The sequence below is a fragment of the Pseudoalteromonas sp. SR43-7 genome (assembly GCF_014163785.1).
GTDB classification, from domain to species: domain Bacteria; phylum Pseudomonadota; class Gammaproteobacteria; order Enterobacterales; family Alteromonadaceae; genus Pseudoalteromonas; species Pseudoalteromonas distincta.
The window spans coordinates 1-24,670 of sequence record NZ_JACJDY010000014.1 but is presented as its reverse complement, the minus strand read 5'-3'; the positions used below and the strand labels follow the sequence as shown (position 1 = coordinate 24,670).

21 protein-coding genes are annotated in these 24,670 nt (G+C 40.0%); 13 read left to right on the top strand and 8 right to left on the bottom strand.

The window, feature by feature from the left end; all coding sequences use genetic code 11:
* The first annotated feature begins 74 nt into the window (after window positions 1-74).
* The 3 genes from H5087_RS11825 to H5087_RS11815 all read left to right on the top strand — a co-directional run bounded on the left by H5087_RS11825 (window position 75) and on the right by H5087_RS11815 (window position 3,603).
* Window positions 75-860: a hypothetical protein gene (locus tag H5087_RS11825; RefSeq protein WP_096793239.1), complete on the top strand. Its 786-nt coding sequence runs from the start codon at window positions 75-77 to the stop codon at window positions 858-860.
* Window positions 861-960: 100 nt separating this feature from the next.
* Complete coding sequence (locus H5087_RS11820) at window positions 961-2,343, top strand: amidohydrolase (protein ID WP_182672155.1); 1,383 nt, start codon at window positions 961-963, stop codon at window positions 2,341-2,343.
* 12 nt (window positions 2,344-2,355) lie between these two features.
* Complete coding sequence (locus tag H5087_RS11815) at window positions 2,356-3,603, top strand: amidohydrolase family protein (protein WP_182672154.1); 1,248 nt, start codon at window positions 2,356-2,358, stop codon at window positions 3,601-3,603.
* Between the two features lie 290 nt (window positions 3,604-3,893).
* Here H5087_RS11815 and H5087_RS11810 read toward each other — a convergent pair whose 3' ends face one another.
* Both H5087_RS11810 and cspD read right to left on the bottom strand, forming a co-directional pair.
* Window positions 3,894-6,116: an NADP-dependent isocitrate dehydrogenase gene (locus H5087_RS11810; protein ID WP_182672153.1), complete on the bottom strand. Its 2,223-nt coding sequence runs from the start codon at window positions 6,114-6,116 to the stop codon at window positions 3,894-3,896.
* A gap of 511 nt (window positions 6,117-6,627) precedes the next feature.
* A complete protein-coding gene (cspD, locus tag H5087_RS11805; protein WP_002962500.1) occupies window positions 6,628-6,846 on the bottom strand; it encodes a cold shock domain-containing protein CspD in 219 nt (72 codons plus the stop codon).
* A 208-nt stretch (window positions 6,847-7,054) separates the two neighbouring features.
* Between cspD and clpS the strand changes: the two genes are divergently transcribed.
* Window positions 7,055-7,363, top strand: coding sequence for an ATP-dependent Clp protease adapter ClpS (gene clpS / locus H5087_RS11800; RefSeq protein ID WP_021032429.1), 309 nt, complete (start codon window positions 7,055-7,057; stop codon window positions 7,361-7,363).
* A 93-nt stretch (window positions 7,364-7,456) separates the two neighbouring features.
* Complete coding sequence (gene clpA, locus H5087_RS11795; RefSeq protein ID WP_182672152.1) at window positions 7,457-9,718, top strand: ATP-dependent Clp protease ATP-binding subunit ClpA; 2,262 nt, start codon at window positions 7,457-7,459, stop codon at window positions 9,716-9,718.
* 214 nt (window positions 9,719-9,932) lie between these two features.
* On the opposite strand, the gene infA is transcribed toward clpA, so the two are convergent.
* The 4 genes from infA to trxB all read right to left on the bottom strand — a co-directional run bounded on the left by infA (window position 9,933) and on the right by trxB (window position 12,703).
* Window positions 9,933-10,151 (bottom strand): translation initiation factor IF-1, encoded by a 219-nt coding sequence (gene infA / locus H5087_RS11790; RefSeq protein ID WP_002962494.1) that lies wholly within the window; start codon window positions 10,149-10,151, stop codon window positions 9,933-9,935.
* A 90-nt stretch (window positions 10,152-10,241) separates the two neighbouring features.
* Window positions 10,242-10,946, bottom strand: a complete 705-nt coding sequence (locus H5087_RS11785) for an arginyltransferase (RefSeq protein WP_024606094.1) — start codon at window positions 10,944-10,946, stop codon at window positions 10,242-10,244.
* On the bottom strand, window positions 10,939-11,655 hold the full coding sequence (aat, locus tag H5087_RS11780) for a leucyl/phenylalanyl-tRNA--protein transferase (protein WP_024595507.1): 717 nt from the start codon (window positions 11,653-11,655) through the stop codon (window positions 10,939-10,941). The genes H5087_RS11785 and aat overlap by 8 nt, the downstream gene beginning before the upstream one ends.
* 97 nt (window positions 11,656-11,752) lie before the next feature.
* Window positions 11,753-12,703, bottom strand: a complete 951-nt coding sequence (gene trxB / locus H5087_RS11775) for a thioredoxin-disulfide reductase (RefSeq protein WP_002962484.1) — start codon at window positions 12,701-12,703, stop codon at window positions 11,753-11,755.
* A 287-nt stretch (window positions 12,704-12,990) separates the two neighbouring features.
* Between trxB and pssA the strand changes: the two genes are divergently transcribed.
* Window positions 12,991-14,316 carry a CDP-diacylglycerol--serine O-phosphatidyltransferase gene (pssA, locus tag H5087_RS11770; RefSeq protein ID WP_002962483.1) on the top strand — a complete coding sequence of 442 codons (1,326 nt, stop codon included), beginning with the start codon at window positions 12,991-12,993 and terminating at the stop codon, window positions 14,314-14,316.
* Window positions 14,317-14,435: 119 nt separating this feature from the next.
* Here pssA and ald read toward each other — a convergent pair whose 3' ends face one another.
* Window positions 14,436-15,557 carry an alanine dehydrogenase gene (gene ald / locus H5087_RS11765; RefSeq protein ID WP_182672151.1) on the bottom strand — a complete coding sequence of 374 codons (1,122 nt, stop codon included), beginning with the start codon at window positions 15,555-15,557 and terminating at the stop codon, window positions 14,436-14,438.
* Window positions 15,558-15,699: 142 nt separating this feature from the next.
* Here ald and lrp point away from each other — a divergent pair, with 142 nt between their 5' ends.
* The 6 genes from lrp (at window position 15,700) to serS (ending at window position 22,497) form a co-directional block, all read left to right on the top strand.
* Window positions 15,700-16,179: a leucine-responsive transcriptional regulator Lrp gene (gene lrp, locus H5087_RS11760; RefSeq protein WP_007582985.1), complete on the top strand. Its 480-nt coding sequence runs from the start codon at window positions 15,700-15,702 to the stop codon at window positions 16,177-16,179.
* A gap of 173 nt (window positions 16,180-16,352) precedes the next feature.
* Window positions 16,353-18,851 carry a DNA translocase FtsK gene (locus H5087_RS11755; RefSeq protein ID WP_182672150.1) on the top strand — a complete coding sequence of 833 codons (2,499 nt, stop codon included), beginning with the start codon at window positions 16,353-16,355 and terminating at the stop codon, window positions 18,849-18,851.
* Entirely contained in the window at window positions 18,848-19,474 is a 627-nt protein-coding gene (gene lolA, locus H5087_RS11750; RefSeq protein WP_182672149.1) for an outer membrane lipoprotein chaperone LolA, read from the top strand. Before H5087_RS11755 ends, lolA begins: the two co-directional genes overlap by 4 nt.
* Window positions 19,467-20,810 (top strand): replication-associated recombination protein A, encoded by a 1,344-nt coding sequence (locus H5087_RS11745; protein WP_182672148.1) that lies wholly within the window; start codon window positions 19,467-19,469, stop codon window positions 20,808-20,810. The genes lolA and H5087_RS11745 overlap by 8 nt, the downstream gene beginning before the upstream one ends.
* A complete protein-coding gene (gene crcB, locus H5087_RS11740; protein ID WP_182672147.1) occupies window positions 20,803-21,183 on the top strand; it encodes a fluoride efflux transporter CrcB in 381 nt (126 codons plus the stop codon). Before H5087_RS11745 ends, crcB begins: the two co-directional genes overlap by 8 nt.
* 9 nt (window positions 21,184-21,192) lie before the next feature.
* Entirely contained in the window at window positions 21,193-22,497 is a 1,305-nt protein-coding gene (gene serS / locus H5087_RS11735) for a serine--tRNA ligase (protein ID WP_008133608.1), read from the top strand.
* 442 nt (window positions 22,498-22,939) lie between these two features.
* Here the strand turns inward: serS and H5087_RS11730 are convergent, their stop codons facing one another.
* The gene (locus H5087_RS11730) at window positions 22,940-23,614 is read right to left on the bottom strand and encodes a hypothetical protein (RefSeq protein WP_182672146.1); all 675 of its coding nucleotides are present in this window, start codon (window positions 23,612-23,614) and stop codon (window positions 22,940-22,942) included.
* 613 nt (window positions 23,615-24,227) lie between these two features.
* Here H5087_RS11730 and H5087_RS11725 point away from each other — a divergent pair.
* On the top strand, window positions 24,228-24,554 hold the full coding sequence (locus H5087_RS11725; protein ID WP_182672145.1) for a hypothetical protein: 327 nt from the start codon (window positions 24,228-24,230) through the stop codon (window positions 24,552-24,554).
* Window positions 24,555-24,670: the final 116 nt, after the last annotated feature.

Genomic DNA, 24,670 nt, shown 5'->3' with positions numbered 1-24,670 from the left:
CAATTGGTATAACTTATTTTTTCAGGCTGTTATTATCGCCCCCATAATTTAGTCGTGTTTTTTTAGGAGCAACGGTGAGCAAAACGTTAGCCAGTTATTATCAGCAAGCATACGCGTGCGATCAGCAGTATTTTAATCAGTGTTTTTATTGTGGCTGTGAAGCGACAGAGCGCGATCATTGTCCGCCACTACATATGCTACAAAGTATCGTTGATTTAGGTGAAGAGGCTGACTTTATCTCTATCCCTGCGTGTTATGAGTGCCACGCACTTTTACATAACGAAAGACTGATGACGATTGATGAGCGCTTTACCAAGCTTAAAAAAAAGCTCTCAAATAAATATGCTAAACCACTGCGCGTTTATAACATGTGGGAAGAAAGCGAACTTGGCGACATGAGCGACGAGTTTGCCCATAGTATTCAAGCGGGTATGAAATTAGGAAAAGAAGCCGCTGAGCGTTTAGCCTTTACGGGTTTTAGCTATGCCACAGAAGATGCCAAAGTAGCAGTGCGCGAAAAAACAAAAGAGTTTGATGTAGAAGGCATGATATTTACCGACTTTAAAGAGGCGTTAAATTACTGCATTAACGATTTAAATGTTCAAAAAAGCGACTTTTATAAAATTTTGGTTGAAGACTATCAAGGCGATTTTAATAAAGCATTGAGCCAGTATCGTCATCGTCATGACAAAGTAACGGCGGCTAAAGATGGTAATACACTTATTAAAGATTTTTCTAAGCTACATAAGCAAAACTCTGATTTTGTAACGCGTACGGTTAAGCACTTTATTAGTAAAGATCCCTCGCTTACCACCGAAGGTGCGCTTGAAAAGCTGTATAACAATTATATAAAGAAATAATTACAGAAATTCATCTTAATTAACTGCGTTTTCACCTGTTTTTTTGGCTTTATCCTTTAGGTTTCGCTAAAGTAGCAAAAAAACAGGAGATCCAAACAACATGCAAAAATTTGCACCCTCTTTATTAGCGGTTGGCTTAGCTGCTGCGCTTGTAGGCTGCCAAGAAAACGGCCCACAAGACGATAAAATAACAATTAACAAAAATCCTTACCCAAGTACTTATCAGCCAATTTCTACATCAAGCACTCTTATTACAAATGCAACAGTACTTACCGGTACTGGTGAGCGTTTAGATGAGGCTGATGTATTACTTGTTGATGGTAAAGTACAACAAGTAGGTAAAGACTTAACAGCCACTGCTGATATTACAATTGATGCACAAGGGAAATGGGTAACACCGGGTATTATTGACGTACATTCACATCTAGGCGCATACCCAAGTCCGTCGGTCGAGTCGCATCAAGATGGTAACGAAATGACCAGCCCTAACACTGCAGAAGTGTGGGTTGAGCATTCTGTTTGGCCACAAGATCCAGGCTTTAATCGTGCACGCGAAGGCGGCATTACTTCTCTACAAATTTTACCAGGCTCAGCTAACTTATTTGGTGGACGCGGCGTTACGCTTAAAAACGTACCAGCGCACACTATGCAAGGGATGAAATTTCCAGAGGCGCCGTATGGTTTAAAAATGGCGTGTGGTGAAAACCCTAAACGTGTTTATGGTCGACAAGGTGTATTGCCTTCAACTCGTATGGGTAATATGGCTGGTTACCGTATGGCATGGGCTGAAGCCGCTGAATATAAACGTGCATGGGATAAATACGATGCCGATTATGAAGCCGGTTTAAACCCAGAAGCGCCAGTACGTGATATTAAACACGATACGCTACGCGGTGTGCTTGAAGGCGAAGTACGTATTCATAATCATTGTTATAAAGCTGAAGAAATGGCAATGATGATTGACCTGTCAAAAGAATTTGGTTACCACGCAGGTACTTTTCATCACGGTGTAGAAGCATATAAAATTGCTGACTTACTTGCGCAAAATGGTTCGTGTGCTGCACTTTGGCCAGACTGGTGGGGCTTTAAAATGGAAGCCTACGATATGGTACAAGAAAACGTGGCTATTGTTGATGCGGTTAAAAACTCGTGTGCAGTTGTTCACTCAGATTCAGATACTACTATTCAGCGTTTAAACCAAGAAGCGGGCAAGGTGATGTACCGAGCTAACGAAAATGGTTTTGATATTTCTGAGCAACACGCTATTAAATGGATCACGTCTAACGCTGCTAAATCGTTAGGTATTGATGACAAAACAGGTTCACTAGAAGCGGGTAAGCAGGGCGATGTTGTTATTTGGAATCAAAGCCCATTTAGTGTCTATGCTAAAGCTGAACAAGTGTTTGTTGATGGTGCAAAGGTTTACGATAGAAACGACAGCGCGTACCAAGCAACAAGTGATTTTATGTTAGGTCAACAATAAGGAGCACCCAGAATGAAAAATTTATCACGTTCGTTTTCGCTTTCTCTGGTTGCTGCAGGATTATTAGCATCTGGTGCTGTAAGCGCACAATCACTAGCAATTATTAATGCAACATTGCATACGTCTTCTGATCAAGGTGTATTAGAAGCGGCAAGCATTGTAATGACAGATGGTAAAATCACAGCGATTAACCCAACTGAAATTAAAGTAGATCAAATTATTGATGCAAAGGGGCAAATTGTAACCCCTGGCTTTATAGCAAGTATTAATCAACTTGGTTTAGTTGAAGTAAGTGCAGTTGCAGGCTCACGCGATGCAGGTGAGGAAAAAGCTGGCATTGATTTTGATGTAAGCCTTGCTTACAACGCACATTCAAGCTTAATTCCTTACGCTCGTAAAGGCGGCGTAACACGCGATGTAATTACTCCTCATGGCGGCGATAGCATTTTTTCAGGCCTTGCGAGTGTTGTTGATTTAAGTGGTAGTTTTGACAGCGACATGCAAAAACAAGCGGCTTTAATTGTTTACTTAGGTGAGCGTAGTAAAGGCTCACGTGCTTTTACTTTGCAAACACTTATTAATAAGCTTGATGAGCACAAAACTAAAGCTGGTAAAAAAGCGAAAAAAGACGATGACAAGCCAAGTACTGAAGATAAAGTAATGGCTAAAGTACTCAGTGGTGAAATGCCATTAGTGGTTGGCGTTTCGCGTGCGGCGGATATTATTGAGCTAATTAAAGTAAAAGAGCAATTTGGTATTAACCTAGTACTTAATGGTGCGCAAGATGCTGTTGTAGTAAAAGAGCGCGTTGCTAAAGCAAATATTCCAGTGATTATTAGTGCAATGGATAGCTTACCTGGAAGCTTTGATTCGCTTCATGCAAGTTTAGATAATGCTAGTATGCTTGAAAAAGCAGGAGTTAAAGTATTATTAACGGTAGGTGGTGATGCAAGTCACAATATTTATCAGCTGCGTTTTGATGCTGGTAATGCTGTGTCGTACGGTATGAGCCAAGAAGGTGCGTTAAAAGCGCTTACATCAAACGTTGCTGATGTATTTGGTATTAATGCAGGTAGCCTTGAAGTTGGCAAAGCTGCTGATGTAGTAATATGGAGTAATGACCCGTTTGAGCTAAGCAGCCATGTGAGCAAAATGTTTATTAATGGCGTTGAGGTATCTACACAATCTCGTCAAGATAAACTGCGTGACCGCTATACGACAGATTCAAAAATGCCACGTGCTTATACCAACCCGCAATAATACTTAATTAATTTGAGGGATTAAATCTGACGGTAACTGCGTTAAAAATTTCTGATATAGAGCAACTAAATAACGAAATTTTTGCCTTGTTATCGACAAGATTTTCTTGCCTCAAAGTTGATCACTTAATTAAGCGAATTGGTATGATACTAAATAAATAATTAATTAAATAAATAAATTTAATTATTCAAAGGCCGCTATTTTATAAATAGCGGCCTTTTTTTGTAAAGTCTAGACATAAAAAAGCCGCTTACTTTTGCAAGTAAGCGGCTTTAAATTTAAACCGATATTTATACTAATTTAGCAAGAATATCGTTAAATGTAGTGCTTGGACGCATTGCTTTAAAGGCTGCATCATCGTTAGGCTGGAAGTAACCGCCTAAATCAACTGCAGGGCCTTGCGCATCGTTAAGTTCACTTACGATTTGCTCTTTATTAGACTCAAGGTCACTAGCGATTTGAGTAAACTGTGCTTTAAGTTCACTGTCATCATTTTGCTTAGCAAGTTCTTGTGCCCAGAATAAAGATAGGAAGAAATGAGAACCACGGTTATCAATTTCTTTCACTTTACGTGACGGCGATTTGTTTTCAGCAAGGAACGTACCTGTTGCTTTATCTAGGGTATCAGCAAGTACTTGTGCCTTGTTGTTACCAGCAGTTACGCTTAAATGCTCAAGTGATGCAGCAAGTGCTAAAAATTCACCTAAAGAATCCCAACGTAAGTGGTTTTCTTTTTCGAATTGTTGAACATGCTTAGGTGCAGAACCACCCGCGCCAGTTTCAAATAAGCCACCACCGTTCATAAGTGGAACAATTGAAAGCATTTTAGCACTCGTACCCAACTCTAAAATTGGGAATAAATCTGTAAGGTAATCACGTAGTACGTTACCTGTTACAGAAATCGTGTCTTTACCTTCTTTAATGCGCGCTAATGAGAACAATGTTGCTTCAAGCGGTGCTAAAATTTGAATATCTAGGCCAGCTGTATCGTGATCTGGTAGGTATTTATTTACTTTTTTGATTAGCTGCGCATCATGTGCACGGTTTTCGTCTAACCAGAAAATAGCTGGAACGCCTGTTGCGCGTGCACGATTTACTGCAAGCTTAACCCAATCTTGAATTGGTGCGTCTTTAACCTGACACATACGCCAGATATCGCCTTGCTCAACACTGTGCTCAAGTAATGTATTACCATTTGCATCAACAACACGGATAGAACCGTCCGCTTTTGCTTCAAATGTTTTGTCGTGTGAACCGTATTCTTCAGCTTTTTGAGCCATAAGGCCAACGTTTGGAACGCTACCCATTGTTGTTGGATCAAACGCGCCATTTTCTTTACAAAAATCGATAGTTGCTTGGTAAACACTTGAGTAACAACGATCAGGAATTACAAAGCTAGTGTCTTGTAATTTACCATCGTTATTCCACATTTGACCGCTTGAACGGATTGCTGCAGGCATAGATGCATCGATGATCACGTCACTTGGTACGTGTAAATTTGTAATACCACGGTCAGAATCAACCATAGCAATAGCAGGGCGGTTAGCGTAAACAGCTTGAATGTCTGCTTCGATTTCTTCGCGCTTAGCATCGTCTAATGTTTGAATTTTAGAATATACGTCGCCTAAACCATTATTTACATCAACACCTAGCTCTTCAAAAAGCTCACCGTGTTTAGCAAATACATCTTTGTAGAATACTTTTACAGCGTGACCGAAGATGATTGGATCAGATACTTTCATCATTGTCGCTTTCATGTGAAGCGAGAACAAAACACCTTTTTCTTTAGCAGCGTCAATTTCTGCAGCTAAGAAAGCTTGAAGCTTAGAAGCGCTAATGCTTGATGCATCAATAACTTCGCCAGCTAAAAGAGGTGTGCTTTGTTTAAGAACAGTAACGTCACCGTTAGTTGCAACATGTTCAATACGCACATCAGTGGCTGTATCAACAGTTACTGATTTTTCTGAACCGAAGAAATCGCCTTCGCTCATACTTGCAACGTAAGACTGAGAATCTTTGCTCCACGCACCCATTGAATGTGGGTTGTTACGTGCATATTCTTTTACAGAGCCTGGCGCGCGACGATCTGAGTTACCTTCACGTAGTACAGGGTTTACTGCACTGCCTTTAATTTTGTCGTAAGCCGCTTGAATTGCTTTTTCTTCATCATTTTTAGGTTCAACAGGGTATTCTGGAAGAGCGTAACCTTTTGCTTGAAGCTCTTTAATTACAGCGCGAAGCTGTGGTACAGATGCACTGATGTTTGGTAATTTGATGATGTTTGCTTCTGGTGTTTTAGCAAGCTCGCCAAGTTCAGCAAGTGCATCACCAATGCGTTGTTCTTCTGTTAAATAATCAGGGAAGCTAGCAATTACACGACCTGCTAATGAAATGTCGCGAGTTTCAACTTCAACACCGGCCGCATTTGTATATGCTTGGATGATCGGTAGCAACGAATAAGTTGCTAGTGCCGGAGCTTCGTCCGTTTTTGTATAGATAATTTTTGATGTCATCATCATTCCTAGATAGTCGACCGATAAGGTCTTATTCAACAATGCAAAGAAAATCATTACTTATGAGTGAGTACATATTATTAAACAAGTTAATGAACACGTACGCTCGTAATGAATAGTTTGTTAGGTGTTGGTACTCAGCGTTGCTCTTTTATAAAAGCAGAATAGTCACACCTGACGAACTGGAATCGTATTTATAGCTAAAAAATCAACAAAAATAAATCAGCCTTTAGCCTAGTACATATAAAAGAGGCGATAAGGTGTTATGCACAACTTTTAGCACCAAGAGTGTAACAAGCTTAAATAAAAAGGGCTAGAGTTTGAGCATGCCCAATAAGCAGTTAAACAATCAACTCTTAGAACATTGGGGTATATAAAATAAATTCAAGGAAAAGGGTTGAATTTGAATGAAAAGAGGCAATAAATAAGGGAAGAAGAGATAAGTTAGTATGCTTAAGGAATTAAGCGAGGATCTTAAAAGGTCGCTCGCTTTAGTCGAACAAAACAATCGTCACTCAATAATGTCACCATCTGGGGCAATATTTTTAGCGTGTAGGCCTTTAGGCCCTTGTTCTAATTCGAATGTTACATCTTGACCAGCTTTAAGCGTTTTATAGCCGTCCATTACAATTGTTGAGTAATGAGCGAAGATATCATTCTCGCAGCCGTCTTCTACGATGAAACCAAAACCTTTGGCGTTGTTGAACCATTTAACTTTACCACAAGCCATACTTCTACATCCTTCAATAAGTTGACTAATTTAGTTATTCTAAACCGTATAATTTGCTAGACTGACTAAGGTTTAATCAATCTATGTTTGACTGTAGTTTATTTAGCCAACCAGTCAAGTGTTTTGAGTTATTTTTTAACATTTTATTTATTTTTTATTCAAGTTTGCTTGAGTTACAAAGACAAGACTATATTTAATTATGAGTGGTATGAAAGATTCAGGTGTTATCGACACTGTTCGCGACAGTGAAAAGCAAAAGCTACAGCCGCCGCGAAAATATAAAGTTGTTTTAAATAACGACGACTACACGCCGATGGACTTCGTAATTGAAGTTTTAACGACGTTTTTTAATATGGATAGCGATAGAGCAACCGATGTGATGCTTCAGGTTCATGAAAAAGGTAAGGGTATTTGCGGTGTTTACAGCGCCGATGTTGCCTACACCAAAGTTGAACAAGTTAACCGTTACTCACGGGATAACGAGCATCCACTGCTTTGTAGTTGTGAGCAGGAATAATACCAATTTAATACAATTGGTATAAATACCAATTAGGGTGATCAAACATCCGATTGTTGTGGTATAAATTATTATCTCAGTAAGGGGTTGCCAATGCTAAACAAAGACTTAGAACTCACTTTAAATGCCGCGTTTCGTGAAGCGCGCACTCGCCGTCATGAGTTTATGACCGTAGAGCACCTTTTACTTGCGCTATTAGATAATCCTTCTGCAGGAGAAGCCTTAAACGCGTGTGGTGTTAATCTTTCAGGCTTAAAAACCGAATTATTAGAATTTATTGACGAAACAACACCCGTCATCCCAGATTTAGAAGAAGAGCGTGAAACTCAGCCAACGCTTGGTTTTCAGCGTGTATTACAACGTGCTGTTTTTCATGTGCAATCGTCAGGAAAAAACGAAGTGACGGGTGTCAATGTACTGGTCGCTATTTTTTCTGAGCAAGAGAGCCAAGCTGTTTATTTACTCAAAAAGCATGATGTATCGCGCTTAGATATAGTTAACTTTATTTCGCACGGTATTTCAAAAGCTGATGATGAACTAGGCGACGACAGCGATGATATACATGAAGAAGTGCAAGAAGTTCAAAACGAAGAAGCAAGTAAGCTAGACAGCTTTACAACTAACTTAAACGCTCAGGCTCGTGAAGGTAATATTGACCCACTGATTGGGCGCGACAACGAAGTAGAGCGCACGGTACAAGTATTGTGTCGTCGTAAAAAGAATAACCCATTACTTGTTGGTGAAGCGGGCGTTGGTAAAACCGCCATTGCTGAAGGTTTAGCGTACCGTATTGTGAACGAGCAAGTACCAGAAGTAATTGCAGATGCAGTTGTGTACTCACTAGATATGGGGGCATTGCTTGCAGGTACTAAATACCGTGGCGATTTTGAAAAGCGCTTCAAAAGTTTATTAAAAGAGCTACAAGCACAACCTGGGTCTATTTTATTTATTGATGAAATACATACCATAATAGGTGCTGGCGCAGCGTCTGGTGGTGTTATGGACGCATCAAACTTACTTAAACCACTTCTTTCAAGTGGTAAGTTACGTTGTATGGGCTCAACCACTTACAATGAGTATAAAAATATTTTTGAGAAAGACCGTGCATTAGTACGCCGTTTTCAAAAAATTGATGTACTTGAACCAAGTGTTGCCGATACCACTAAAATTTTAAATGGGTTAAAAGAGCGTTACGAAGAGCACCATGGTATTCGCTACACTCAAAAAGCATTAAAAGCAGCTGCTGAACTTAGTGCTAAATACATTAATGAGCGCCACTTGCCAGATAAAGCAATTGATGTAATTGATGAAGCGGGCGCTAACCAACGTTTACAGCCTAGTTCTAAACGTAAAAAAACCATTGGTGTGGCTGATATAGAGCTAATAATATCGAAGATGGCACGTATTCCACCACAAAATGTGTCTTCAACAGATAAAGAGACGCTTAAAAATCTAGACCGTAATCTTAAAATGCTTGTGTTTGGACAAGATCAATCTATTGATGCGCTAACATCGGCTATTCGCTTATCTCGCTCAGGTTTATCAAGCGAAGAAAAACCAGTGGGTTCGTTCTTGTTTGCAGGCCCAACAGGTGTTGGTAAAACAGAAGTAACTAAGCAACTTGCTAAATGTATGGGTGTTGAGTTTATTCGTTTTGATATGTCTGAATATGTAGAGCGCCACGCAATAAGCAGACTAATTGGTGCTCCACCAGGATATGTTGGTTTTGAGCAAGGCGGGTTATTAACAGAAGCTGTGATTAAAAACCCACATGCAGTTGTACTACTAGATGAGATTGAAAAAGCGCATCCAGACATTTACAACATTTTACTACAAGTAATGGATCACGGTACGTTAACTGATAATAACGGTCGTAAAGCTGACTTTAGAAATGTAGTGGTTGTAATGACTACCAATGCGGGCGTACAAGAAACTACGCGTAAGTCGATTGGTTTTACAGAGCAAGATCACACGCACGATGCAATGGGCGAAATTAATAAAGTTTTCTCGCCAGAATTTAGAAACCGTTTAGATAACATTATTTGGTTTAACCACCTTGAACGTGAAGTTATTTTACTGGTGGTTGATAAGTTTATTGTGGAACTGCAAGCTCAGCTTGATAAAAAATCGGTTAATCTTGAGCTTACGCCTAAAGCGCGTGAATGGCTCGCAGATAAAGGTTATGACAAGGCTATGGGTGCACGACCAATGGCACGTGTTATTCAAGAAGAGCTTAAAAAGCAATTAGCTAATGAAATACTGTTTGGTGAACTTGTTGATGGCGGTACAGTTAAAGTATCGGTTAAAGACAAGAAGATCCGCTTTGATTACGAGAGCAATTTAACGCCAGCGTAAAACGTTAATTACACAACTAAGCTAAATAAAAATGGCCCGCTAAATAATAGTGGGCCATTTTTTTGCCATTTTTATAGGCAACAAAAAACCCAGTAAAAACTGGGTTTTTTGTTTATTAAATGTAATTGCTAGTCAATGTCTATCAATTACATTTAATAAACGCTTAAAGCTAGTAAAACACTAGCCAAAAACTAAATCTCGTTTACGCACTTACTTAGCGAGCACGGAATACGATACGACCCTTTGATAAATCGTAAGGAGTCATTTCTACCGTTACTTTATCGCCGGTTAAAATACGGATATAGTTTTTGCGCATTTTGCCTGAAATGTGAGCCACAACTACGTGACCATTTTCTAGCTCAACTCGGAACATTGTATTTGGTAAAGTATCAAGGACTGTCCCTTGCATTTCGATTACGTCTTCTTTCGCCATGTTTAGCGTAACACCTCTTTAATAGTTAAACGCTGCAGATTTTGCCCAAAATACACCAATAAGTAAAGGCGCAGGGGCTATATTTGCAAATTAAATAGCCACCCACTCATCATTGAGCTGTTTTTGAGCTGGTAAAAACTGAGTTTTGTACTTCATTTTATCGCATTCATCAATTTGATAGCCTAAGTACACGTATTGCTTATTTTGCTCTTTTGCAAATTTAAGCTGCTCTAATATCATCACAGAGCCTAAACTATAGTGTTCAAAGTCGGGGTCAAAAAAAGTATAAATTGCAGAAATAGAGCTGTTCATACAATCAGTTACGGCAACTGCGGCTAAAGTATCTTGGTGCCATAGTTCAATAAATGTGATTTTGAGCCAACTGCAAAGTAAAAAGCTTTGAAACTGTTCTTTTTCAGGAGGATACATACTTCCATCCTGATGGCGCATCGTTATGTATTTACTATAAAGCGGATAATACTCAGGGCGTTCTTGCGTCGAGTATTTCACTTCAAACTGGTTTTTTGCTTTGTTTAGTTTACGTTTTTGCGATTTTGAAGGGATAAAGTCTTGTGCTAATACACGTACAGAATTACATGCACTGCATATTGGGCAGTGTGGACGGTATATTTGGTTACCACTGCGACGAAACCCTAAGCCTAATAATGACTCAAATTTGTCTGTGCTATAGCAACTAGGATCTAGAATAACTAAAAGTTGCTCTTGTCTGTTGGGTAGATAACTACAGTCAAACTCTTGGGTTAAACCAACACGTGCAGGAAGTTGCTCATTCATAGATTGCGTCAAGTTCTTGTGGCTCCCACATAATAGGATTAATAATATAGTTATGTGCAGCTTTTAGTTTAGTCAAAAATGTTGAGCGGGGGATTACTTGTGCACCTAAAGTCATTAAATAAGGGTTTTCTAACTGGCAATCAATAAAATGCGCATTATGACGTTTAAGCCAATTTACCAGTGCCCACATAGCAAGCTTTGAGCAATTGGTTTGATGATGAAACATTGATTCACCACAAAAAACACCATTTTGCATAATACCGTATAAGCCACCTGCAAGCTCTCCGTTGCTCCACACTTCTAAGCTATGGGCAATGCCAGCATTATGTGCATTAACGTAAGCGTTGAGCATGTCAGAGGTGATCCAAGTGCCATCGGTATCAAGGCGTTGATCGCGACAAGCTTCTATTACCTCCTCAAAGGCATTATTAATGGTTACTTTTACAGGGTGCTTTTTTAAATGTTTACGCAGGCTCTTACTTATATGAAAATCATCCAGTTCAAAAATCCCGCGTTCGCTCGGTGACCACCACATAATAGGCTCATCTTCGCTAAACCAAGGGAATATTCCGCTTTTGTAGGCATTACTTAGGCGAGGTAAACTTAAATCTCCGCCAATTGCTAACAAGCCATCAGGGGATTCTAATGCGTATTCCGGATTGGGGAATGCTATATCGGTTTCACTTAATTGGTATAGCTGATTTCTCATACAGTACTTATTTTATAATTGATCGTAAAAGTGTAACTATATTTTAGACATAAAAAAAGGGCTGAATAATCAGCCCTATTATAATTTATTTAATTGCTTATAAATTATCTAAGAAACGTTCTGCATCAAGGGCAGCCATACAGCCTGTACCCGCTGATGTGATTGCTTGACGGTAAATGTGGTCAGACACATCACCTGCAGCAAAAACGCCCTCTACACTTGTTTGAGTTGCGTTACCATTCAATCCAGACTCTACAACTAAGTAGCCATCTTTCATTTCTAGTTGACCAACAAACATATCTGTATTTGGCTTATGACCAATAGCAATAAATACACCGGCTAAATCTAGCTCTTGTGTTGCATCAGAGTGTGCATCTTTAATACGAATGCCAGTTACGCCCATTTGGTCGCCTAATACTTCGTCAAGCGTGCGGTTGTAATGTAAAACAACGTTACCGTTAGCTGCTTTTTCAGCAAGGCGGTCTGCAAGTATTTTTTCACTACGGAAACTATCACGGCGGTGAATAACATGTACTTCGTCAGCAATGTTAGATAAGTATAGCGCTTCTTCAACCGCTGTATTACCACCACCAACAACCGCTACTTTCTGACCTTTATAGAAAAAGCCATCACATGTAGCACAGGCTGAAACGCCACGGCCTTGGAAATTAGTTTCAGACTCTAAGCCTAAGTATTTAGCAGAAGCACCTGTTGCAATGATTAACGCATCACATGTGTAAGTACCTTGGTCGCCAGTTAGTGTGAAAGGGCGCTTAGATACATCTACTTTATTGATGTGATCGAATATGATTTCAGTTTCAAAGCGCTCAGCGTGCTCTTTCATACGATCCATTAATGCAGGGCCCGTTAAGCCGTGTGCATCACCAGGCCAGTTTTCAACTTCAGTCGTGGTTGTTAATTGGCCACCTTGTTGAATGCCTGTAATTAAAACAGGGTTTAAATTTGCACGTGCTGCATATACTGCGGCAGTATAACCAGCTGGGCCAGAGCCTAAAATTAGTAGCTTACAATGTTTTGCTTCAGTCATTATTTTTTCCTAAACGTTTAATACGGTCTTTAATGCGCTCGATTCTAAGAAAATCAAGGCGGATGTAAACAAAATCCGCGATTATTTTTTTTCGCAAATCGAAAAGCTGTGCAGTATTGTGTACTAGAGCTCAGTACTTTTACAGTTAAAACACCTAAGTAGCTCAATAAATAGACTAACAGGCAACAAAACAGCGTTAATTCATGACCCCTTTGATTTTTTTTGTTATGTTTTACCTAATTTTATTTGTCACTGATAGATTATGTGACCTAAGCGAATAGGCAACTATGTTATTTTGGCAGGAAAAACCCGCATTCGGGTTGACTTCAAAAGACGTTAACGTCTTAACCAATGCGCAAGATTACCGAACGCAATTGCTACGTTTGATAGCTAATGCAAAAAAACGAATTTATATCACAGCGCTTTATTTACAGGATGACGAAGCAGGTCGCGAGATTTTAGAAGCCTTGCATCGTGTATCATTAGAGAACCCTGCGCTTGATGTAAAAGTGCTGGTGGATTTTCATCGTGCGCAACGTGGTTTAATTGGTGCAGAGAAATCTGATGGTAACGCAAGTTTATATTGTGACGATTTAGAAAAGTTTAAATCGAACGTGCAAGTTTATGGCGTACCTGTAAAAGCTAAAGAATTATTTGGCGTATTACATTTAAAGGGTTTTGTCATTGACGATACCTTACTTTACAGCGGCGCAAGCTTAAACAACGTGTATTTGCAATATAACGAGCGTTACAGACTCGATCGTTACTTTTTAATAACGCAGAGCGAGCTTTGTGACTCAGTGGTTGATTTTATTGAGACAAAGCTAATTAGCTCCGTTGCTGTGCCACGCATAGACACACGACCGCTTAAGCGTTTACACGACTTCAAACTTGATCAAAAGCAATTAATGCGTGACTTAAAAGTCGCAAGTTACAACGCAGCAGAGCAACTAAATACGCAAGCATTAGGTATTCGTTTGTTTTTAGGGCTTGGTCGTCGTAATAACGAATTAAATCGTTTAATAAAAGCGTTATTTGATACCACAGAGCAAGAGCTTGTGTTGTATACGCCATACTTTAATTTTCCGGCGCCACTTATGCGATCACTGCGCCGATTATTAAAGCAAGGCAAGCAAGTGACTATTGTTGTAGGCGATAAAACAGCAAATGACTTTTATTTACCGCCAAGCGAGCCGTTTAGTAAAATAGGTGCGTTGCCTTATTTATACGAAACTATTTTGCATAAGTTTGTAAAAACGCAAAAACGCCATATCGATAACGGTAATTTAAATGTGTATCTGTGGAAAGATGAAAGTAATTCGTTTCATTTAAAAGGTATTTGCTCAGATAGAACAAAACATTTACTGAGCGGGCATAACTTAAATCCGCGTGCATGGGGTCTTGATATCGAAAACGGTATTTTAATAGAAGATCCAGAGCAAACAATTATGGATGCTATTGATAACGAAAAGCAGGAAATTTTACAACACTGCCGCCGTTTAACAGGCCCAGATGATTTAGAAACAATGGATGATTACCCGCAGCCAGTTAAAAAACTACTAGGCCAAGCTAAGCGCGTAAAAGTAGATTTTATAATTAAGCGTTTTATCTAAATAAGTTTATATAAATCTGAAATTTAAATACAAAAAAAGCAGCTAATTAGCTGCTTTTTTTATGGGTTGTAGTTAGGTTGCTACATTACTCAATACCAACTTAACTACAAAACGCTAAATTAAGCGTTTTCTACCGCTGTGCGTGGGTCAACATATTCCATGTTGAACGCTTCAGCTACTTCTTTGTAAGTTACTTGGCCTTTAATTACGTTTAAGCCTTTTAAGAAGTGAGCGTCATCTAGTAGCGCCTTTTTATAACCTTTGTTTGCAAGGTTAATGATGAAAGGCAATGTTGCATTGTTAAGTGCAAACGTAGATGTGCGTGGAACAGCACCTGGCATGTTAGCAACACAGTAGTGAACAACTTCATCAACGATGAAAGTTGGATCAGCATGCGTAGTTGCTTTAGAAGTAGCAATACAGCCACCTTGGTCGATTGCAACGTCAACAATTGCAGAACCAGGTTTCATTGCTTTAATGTGCTCAGCAGTTACTAGTTTAGGTGCAGCTGCACCAGGGATCAGTACACCACCGATTACTAAATCAGCTTCTAGTACGTGTTTTTCTAATGCATCAGCAGTTGAGTAAATAGCTTTAACTTTATTACCAAATTGCGCGTCTAGTGCACGTAATACGTCGATGTTACGATCAAGAACGACAACTTCAGCACCAAGGCCAACAGCCATTTGCGCTGCGCTACGACCAACCATGCCGCCGCCAATTACAACAACTTTAGCAGCTTCAACGCCTGGTACGCCACCTAGTAGCATGCCACGACCGTGGTTAGATTTTTCTAGCGCTTGTGCACCAGCTTGAATAGACATACGACCAGCAACTTCGCTCATAGGAGCAAGAAGCGGTAAACCACCGCGTGAGTCAGTTACAGTTTCGTATGCAATACAAATAGCTTTGCTTTTTACAAGGTCTTCAGTTTGTGGAAGATCAGGTGCAAGGTGTAAGTAAGTGAAAAGAATTTGGTCTTCACGTAGCATTGCACGTTCAACAGCTTGCGGCTCTTTTACTTTTACAATCATGTCTGCTTTAGCGAAAACATCAGCAGCAGTTACTAAAATTTCAGCACCCGCTTGTGTGTAATCTTCGTTAGTAAAACCAATGCCCATGCCTGCATCAGTTTCTACAATCACTTGGTGACCGTGGTTTACTAATTCACGAACACTTGCAGGAACCATACCTACACGGTATTCATGGTTTTTAATTTCTTTAGGAACACCAATAATCATATCATTTGCCTTATTAAGAACGGATTAACATTTTCCACTATTATATTCATCATAAGCCCGTGTGTCTCACCTTTTTTAAACTCAAATCTAGTGTTATCATCTAGATAATAAAAATAAACAGCATAAAAAACTAGTTGGTACTATGCATCAATTATTAGATAGAATTGACCGTAAAATTTTAATGGAATTACAACACGATGGACGCTTGTCGAACGTAGAACTGGCCAGACGAGTTGGCCTAAGCGCCACGCCCTGCTTGGAGCGAGTAAAAAAGCTAGAACGAGAAGGTTATATACTTGGCTATAAAGCGGTGGTCGATCCCGCTAAGCTTGGGCAAGGTTTATCTGTTTACGTAGAAGTAACGATTACTAAAACATCTCCCGACGTATTTGATGAGTTTAGTGCTGCGGTTAAAAAGCACGAAGAAATTATTGAATGTCATTTAGTATCGGGTAATTTTGATTTTTTACTTAAAACGCGCGTAAATGATATGTCAGAATACCGTGGCGTATTAGGCGACATACTATTGAAACTGCCAAATGTAAGTGAAAGCCGAACTTATGTAGTAATGGAAGAAGTAAAAGGTGAAGAAGGCGTAATTATTCGTCCTTATATTACTTGAGGTTATTTATATTAACTGCGTCATTTGCTTATATAAGCTCAAATTATAAAAACTTGTTCATAATCAGGCCATCAAGGTTAAGATAAAGTGCAACAAATTGCATTTCCTGCTAAGGTATTTCACTGCTAAGTAAGTGTGAATAAAAATAGAATAATAAAGAGGAATAGGGAACTATGCGCCTAAACGGTGTGCAAAGACTATTAGAAACAGGGCTGATTATCAGTACCTTTACGGCAATATTTATTTTATGTGCCTTGATCAGCTTTGATCCAGCAGATGCTGCATGGTCGCAAACTAGTTTTAGCGAAGTAAGCAACATCACAGGAGCTGCCGGTGCATGGATAGCCGACATTTTATTACTCACCTTTGGTTGGTTGGCTTACTTAGTGCCTGCGGCCATTCAGCTATTTGGCTACTTGCTATTTAAACAACCTCATCGCATTTTACAGCTTGATTACACCACCTTAGCGCTGCGTGTTATTGGTTTTGCTTTATTTATTACCTCAGCTACCGCTATTAGTAGTATTAATTTCGACGATATTTATAACTTTTCATCGGGTGGGGTAGTGGGCGATGTTATTGCATCAGCCATGATGCCTGCGTTTAACTTTACCGGTACATCTATATTATTGCTGTGTTTCTTTTTTGCAGGGCTTACCTTATTGACGGGAGTGTCGTGGGTTGATTTTGTTGATTACCTTGGCGATTTAATGGTTAGGCTTTACCGCTATGTTGTGTCGTATGCAAAAGGCTGGATGCACCGAGAACACGCTGCTGGTAAAGTAAATAATAACGATGAAGTAGACGCCCATTTTGAAGACGATATAAAAGAGCAAATAGAACTGCCTACATCAGCTAAAAAAGCAGATAAACAAAAAGCGATAGATAAACCTCAAACACCGTTTAGTGAACCACAAGTTAGTGATGACTTTATGCCGTTTGATGAACTTGACGATATACTCGATCAAGAAATTGGTTTTAGCGCAATAGATGACGAACCAATGGACACGGCTGCTGCATTAAATGCGCTTGATCAAAGCCCAGTTGTAGAACTAGAAAAACCAGTTACAACGGTGGTATCGCCAGCAAGACCAATGCCTAAACCAAAAGCGCAATATCAACCACCACCAACGGCAAAAGAAAAATTTGAGCAATTATTAACACAAGAGCCACCACCGGGGCCATTACCATCGCTTGATTTACTCGACAGACCAGACAAAGCTAAAAACCCAATTTCGCAAGAAGAGCTTGATAGCGTATCGCGCCTAGTAGAAACAAAATTACTCGACTTTAATGTACAGGCGACTGTAGTAGCGGTATACCCAGGCCCCGTTGTTACACGTTTTGAGCTAGATTTAGCGCCAGGTATTAAAGTGTCTAAAATTACAGGCTTAGCTAAAGATTTAGCCCGTTCGCTTTCGGCAATTAGTGTACGTGTTGTAGAAGTTATTCCAGGTAAAACCTATGTTGGTATTGAGCTTCCAAATAAACACCGTGAAATAGTTCGTTTGTCAGAAGTTATAAACGCCCCTAAATTTGAGCAAAATCCGTCGCCACTTACCATGGTGCTTGGTAAAGATATAGCCGGTCAGCCGGTATGTGCTGATTTGGGTAAAATGCCACATTTATTGGTAGCCGGTACAACCGGTTCAGGTAAATCAGTGGGCGTTAATGTCATGATAGTAAGCTTGCTTTACAAATCGGGTCCTGACGATGTACGTATGATCATGATTGACCCTAAAATGCTTGAGCTTTCAGTATATGAAGGCATTCCGCATTTATTGTGTGAAGTAGTTACCGACATGAAAGAAGCCGCTAATGCACTGCGTTGGTGTGTAGGCGAAATGGAACGTCGTTATAAATTAATGTCAGCATTAGGTGTACGTAACCTAAAAGGTTATAACCAAAAAGTAATGGAAGCCAAAGAGGCGGGTTACCCAATTCTTGACCCGTTATTTAAAGACACCGACGGCATGAAAGAAGGCCCAAACGAGCTAGATAAACTACCAAGTATAGTAGTGGTTATTGACGAATTTGCCGACATGATGATGATTGTAGGTAAAAAAGTAGAAGAACTTATTGCACGTATAGCCCAAAAGGCACGTGCGGCAGGTATTCACTTAGTGCTTGCTACGCAGCGCCCATCGGTTGATGTAATTACCGGCTTAATTAAAGCTAATATTCCAACACGTATGGCGTTTCAGGTATCGAGCAAAATAGATTCACGGACAATACTTGACCAACAAGGTGCAGAAAACTTACTAGGTATGGGCGACATGCTTTATTTGCCGCCAGGCACTAGCGTACCAGAGCGTGTGCATGGCGCGTTTGTAGACGACCATGAAGTACACGCCGTAGTAAACGATTGGAAAGCACGTGCTAAACCAAATTACATTGACGAAATACTCAATGGCGATGCCACTGAAGATATTTTATTACCGGGTGAAGCTAGCGAAAATGCAGATGAAGAATCTGATCCTTTATACGACGAAGCTGTGTCGTTTGTAATTGAAACCGGCAAAGTATCGGTATCGTCAGTGCAACGTAAATTACGTGTTGGCTACAACCGCGCAGCACGTTTAGTAGAACAAATGGAAACATCGGGTATCGTGAGTTCACCAGGTCATAACGGTGCTCGCGATGTATTAGTACCTAATGGAGCAAATTCATGAAAAAAGTTAACGCCTTATTATTAGTGTTAGGCAGCGTACTTGCCGCACCAAGCTTTGCTGACGACAGCCAAGCATTACAAGACAGACTTGCCACTTTAAAAAGCTTTAAAGCGCAGTTTGCACAACAAGTAACAGACAAAGAAGGCCAAGCAGTTATGCAAGGCGAGGGCACAATAGCGCTTCAACAGCCTATGATGATTCGCTGGCAGCAAACTAATCCAGACGATACGTTATTTGTATCAAACGGTGATAAAACCTATTACTTCGACAGCTTTGCTGAGCAAGTAACGATTATGAAAACCAGCAGCCTAATCGACTCAACACCATTTGTGCTACTGACATCAAAAGACCCAGCACAGTGGGGAAAATACAGCGTACTTGCAACAAGTACAGGCTTTAGCGTAACGCCAAATAAAGGCGTAGAAAGCCAAGTAGAACAACTTGATATAGCATTTGCGGGTAACGAGCAAGGGCTTGCTAAACTAGTGGTTACCGACAACTCAGGGCAGCTATCGTCATTTACGTTTAACAATGCCCAAGTTAATACGCCGCTTGATCAAAGCACTTTTGAATTTACGCCTCCTGAAGGTGTTGAAATAGACGATCAGAGTAACGGTGAGTAATTTAGGTTTTAATTTTGGGCCCGATGTACGCCCACTTGCTGCGCGTATGCGCCCTACAACGCTTGATGAATACATTGGTCAGCAGCACTTATTAAGCGGTGATAAACCACTGCATCAAGCCATTGTCGCGGGGCGATGCCATAGTTTGATTTTATGGGGCCCGCCGGGTGTAGGTAAAACAACACTTGCGCAAATTATTGCCAACCATGCTGATGCCTCACTTATTCAAATGTCGGCGGTAACTGCAGGTGTAAAAGATATACGCGACAGCGTAACGCAAGCGCGGGACAACCTAGAAAGCCGTGGCCAACGCACCCTTATGTTTGTTGACGAAGTTCATCGCTTTAATAAATCCCAACAAGATGCCTTTTTACCGCACATAGAAGACGGCACCTTTATATTTGTAGGTGCAACCACCGAAAACCCATCGTTTGCCCTTAACAACGCTATATTGTCGCGTGCACGCGTGTATGTTTTAAAATCGCTTGCCGATACCGACTTATACACCGTAATAGAACGGGCACTTAAACAAGACGAGCAGCTAAGCCAAAAACACATCACCATTGCCGACAACGCTAAAAAGGCACTGTGCCAAGCAAGTGGCGGCGATGCGCGTAAAGTACTTAATTTACTTGAACAAGCAGTTGATTTAACGTCCGAGCAAAACGGTCAATACAACGTAGATGAGCACGTACTTAGCCAAGTATTACCAACGCATTTAGCTAAATATGATAAAGGCGGAGATGAGTTTTACGATCTAATATCGGCCTTTCATAAATCAGTACGAGGTAGCTCCCCCGACGGTGCTCTGTATTGGTATTGCCGAATTTTAGCCGGTGGCGGCGACCCTTTGTATGTTGCAAGGCGTTTACTAGCCATAGCAACAGAAGACATTGGTAACGCCGATCCGCGTGCAATGGAAGTAGCCTTAAATGCGTGGGATATATTTCAACGTGTCGGTCCAAGTGAGGGCGAGCGCGCCATTGCACAAGCCACTCTATATTTAGCCAGCGCACCCAAAAGTAATGCAGTGTATATGGCGTTTAACCAAGCAAAGGCTGATGCCAAAAACGAGCCAAGTTACCCAGTGCCAGAGCATTTACGCAATGCGCCAACCAACTTAATGAAAGACTTAGGGTATGGCGCCGAGTATCGCTATGCGCATAACGAAGAAGGTGCATTTGCCGCAGGTGAAAAATATTTACCACCAGAAATGGACGGCAAAGAATATTACTTACCGAGCGAACGCGGCCTTGAGCAAAAAATTAAACAAAAACTCGATTACCTAAAAGAGCGCGATGCGCAAAGCCCACTTAAACGGTACGAAAATGATTAAACTTTATATGATGATCGCCCTTGGCGGCGCCTCAGGAGCCTGTTTACGGTTTTTTATTAGCGAAAGCATGCTAAAACTCCTCGGTAGGGGATTCCCTTTTGGCACGTTGACGGTTAATATTCTGGGTTCATTGTTAATGGGCATTTTGTACGGTTTGATAGATAAAGAAATTATCACCGCAAGCCCCGCCAAAACCCTTGTCGGTATTGGCTTTTTAGGTGCATTAACCACCTTTTCAACATTCTCAATGGACTCGTTGTTGTTATTACAACAAGGTCACTTTATTAAAATGGCCCTCAATATCATCTTAAACGTGATGGTGTGTATTTTTATGGCTTGGCTGGGCCTTCAGCTAGTAATGCAAAAAGGTTAAAAAACTAACATGTTAGATTCTAAATTTTTACGTCAAGACATCGAACAAACTGCAGCACGTTTAGCGGCTCGCGGTTACGAACTCGATGTAGCGACGGTAACGGCACTTGAAGAAAAACGCAAAACATTACAAGTAAAAACGCAAGAACTTCAAAGTCAACGTAATGCAAGCGCAAAAGCAATTGGTCAAGCCAAAGCTAAAGGCGAAGACGCACAGCCTCTACTTGATGCAGTGGCTAACTTAGGCAGTGAGCTAGACGCCGCTAAAACAGAGCAAGATGAAGTATTAGCCGCGATTAATGACATTGCGTTAGCAATTCCAAACTTGCCGGACGAGTCAGTACCTGCAGGTAAAGACGAAGACGACAACGTTGAAATTTTAACGTGGGGCACACCTAAAAAGTTTGATTTTGAAGTTAAAGACCACGTAGATGTAGGCCAAGACCTAAACGGCTTAGACTTTGAAATGGGCGTTAAAATTAGTGGTGCACGCTTTACCGTAATGCGCGGCCAAGTAGCGCGTATGCACCGTGCACTAACGCAATTTATGCTAGATACACACGCTGATAAAAACGGCTACACAGAAATGTATGTACCGTACCTAGTAAATAGCGCAAGCCTATACGGCACCAGCCAATTACCTAAATTTGCAGGCGATTTATTCCACACATTAGGGCTTGTAAATGACGACGGCGAACAACAAGCCGGCTTTAGCTTAATTCCTACAGCTGAAGTACCACTTACAAACAGCGCCCGTGACGAAATTTACGACGAAAGCGATTTACCAATTCGCTTAGTTGCCCACACTCCGTGTTTCAGAAGTGAAGCAGGCAGTTATGGTCGCGATACACGTGGCTTAATTCGTCAACACCAGTTTGATAAAGTTGAACTTGTACAACTTGTAAAACCAGAAGACTCAATGGCAACGCTTGAAGAGTTAACAGGTCACGCAGAGCAAATACTACAAGCGCTTGAACTTCCGTACCGTAAAGTAATTTTATGTATGGGCGACATGGGCTTTGGTTCAGCTAAAACATACGATTTAGAAGTATGGTTACCTGCGCAAGACACGTACCGCGAAATTTCATCATGTTCAAACATGGCTGACTTTCAGGCGCGTAGAATGCAAGCACGTTTTCGCCGTGAAGGTGTTAAAAAGCCAGAGTTACTACATACACTAAATGGTTCAGGCTTAGCCGTTGGCCGTACATTAGTAGCCATCCTAGAAAACTACCAACAAGCCGATGGTTCAGTAGTTGTGCCAGAAGTATTACGCCCATACATGGGTGGACTTGAAGTGATTGGTAAACAATAAAAATCTAGTTTAAGTTAAGCAAGCTTTAAGCTTGTAAATTATAATTAAAAAGCCGCTGTTTGTAATGAACAGCAGCTTTTTTGTTAAGTAAAGATTCGTATTAGTACTAAGAAATTTTAATAAAGTAAAAGATTTTTATCTTTAGCGCCAAGGAAAATGACTGATAAGGATTTGAATCAATTTCTACGCATGAGCTCGAGCACTCATTTCCGACATATATTTGGTGATATAAATTAATTCTGGTAGATGAATAAATTTTAAATTAATGAAGATTTGAAGCAAAAGGTAAAATATAGTAATTTAATCTTATTCGAAGTGAGTTTAAAAATTATAAATTATAACTTTAAGCCTCCGTGTCGAGGGTGATATGAAGCTTTAAGTTAAAATAGGGGCTCTTCAAAAGCCCCGATTTTAATAATAAATATTACTTACTTATTTATTATTACTCTGAGAGTGTCTTAGTATCATCCGCGAAGAGACCCTTCCACTTACTTGGTATATAACTATCAATAACTTTTACTTCTGCGTTTAAGCTAGCTAATGAATCTTTTATTTTAACCATCGTAGTAGGGATATTCTGACTCGTATCTCCTGCAATAGAGCGAACTAAACTTTGGCTTAGTGCATTAACAGATATGCCACCAGTTTGTTGTTCAAAGGTCGTGTATACATCAACTTGAAACCCTTTTTGATATTGTACAACACATATGAAAAATGTCGTTCTTTCACTCCAACCACTTGCAGATTTATCTGACTTCATTGTAAGTAGAGGGTCTTTACACTGTGGGATTTTCATAGTTGCCCCACCAGAGGCTTGTGATAAAGCAGAGAATCCACTTACTAGCCCACCTAATTGTGTATTTTCAAATGGGCTGACTAGCTCAAATCTTGAAGCCGTTTCTGGCAGTAATGAAGGTGGGATTCCTCGGTTGACTGAAAGACTACTCATACTACTTTGAGCAGTTTCAACAATAGTATCTAACAAATTATCTCTGATAGTAGCATCGCCTTTAACATCTATTACCATGTAGGCTTGTTCTGTTGTTCTTGTAGGGGTAGTGGAAGCACAGCCAGCTAAAACTAAAAAACTAAAAGCTAATATTATCTTATTTTTCACTAAATTTTCCTTTTAAATTTATCTTGTTCTTAAGTCGGTAACTTAAGAAAAGCGATATTTTACAATCACCTAAGTGTAAATCAATTAAATATTTAAATATTTGGTTTGTTTGCTTTAAAAGTGGTCAGATGAGTTGTTATTTGAACAAGTTTTACTACCCTAAAGCTGTTCTATAAATGTAAATAAGTTTAATTTTTACTTTAAGTATGATGAAAAAAGCTAAAAGCTATAGAGGTCAAAATTAAATTTATAGATTAATTTAGCTGCGGGTTAAGCCGTCTTGGAAATAGAAGCTAATGTAGTAAGAGTAGAGGTAAGGTCTTTCTTTTTGCCTTTAGGTTTTATTATTGGTTATTTCATGCAAATTAATTCGGTATCACCAACATAAGCTTTGCATCTTCCTCAGTTGTAACAAACACATCTCTTACTTGCATTGCGGCCTCAGGGAATACGTGAGACTGCATAAATTCACCAATGCGGACTTTGATATTACACGTAAACATTCAACAATCGATTGTACCCAGGTAGAAACACGGCTATGGTTTGTTTATCAAGATAAATAAACCAGCTAATTTACAGGTTTATTTATGTCTCACGGAGGTTTTATCGCTCTATGAATGTTTTTCTAATAATTGCAGGCACATTAAGTGCTGTTGTAGCAACTTTGCATTTAGGTTGTATCTATTTTGGAGGTTCTTGGTATCGGTTCTTCGGTGCAGGAGAGCAAATGGCATTACTTTCTGAGCAAGGAAGTATTAAACCAACTCTTATTACTAGTATAATTGTTCTGATTCTATCAACTTGGTCATTGTATGCATTTTCAGCCGCAGGTGTTATTTTTAAACTTCCATTCATCCGCCTAGCTCTCGTATTAATAACTTTTATTTATTTAGCCCGCGGTGTTGCTGGATTCTTTCTAATAAATAACCCTATGGGCTGAGGGATCCCCATTTTATCCAGCGGCCTCTTTTTCGTAATTCAAAATAAAGTTTTTTAAACTTTTTTCTATATAGCTTTGTGTAATACGTCTCTTACATAGCTTTATGACTTGCTTGG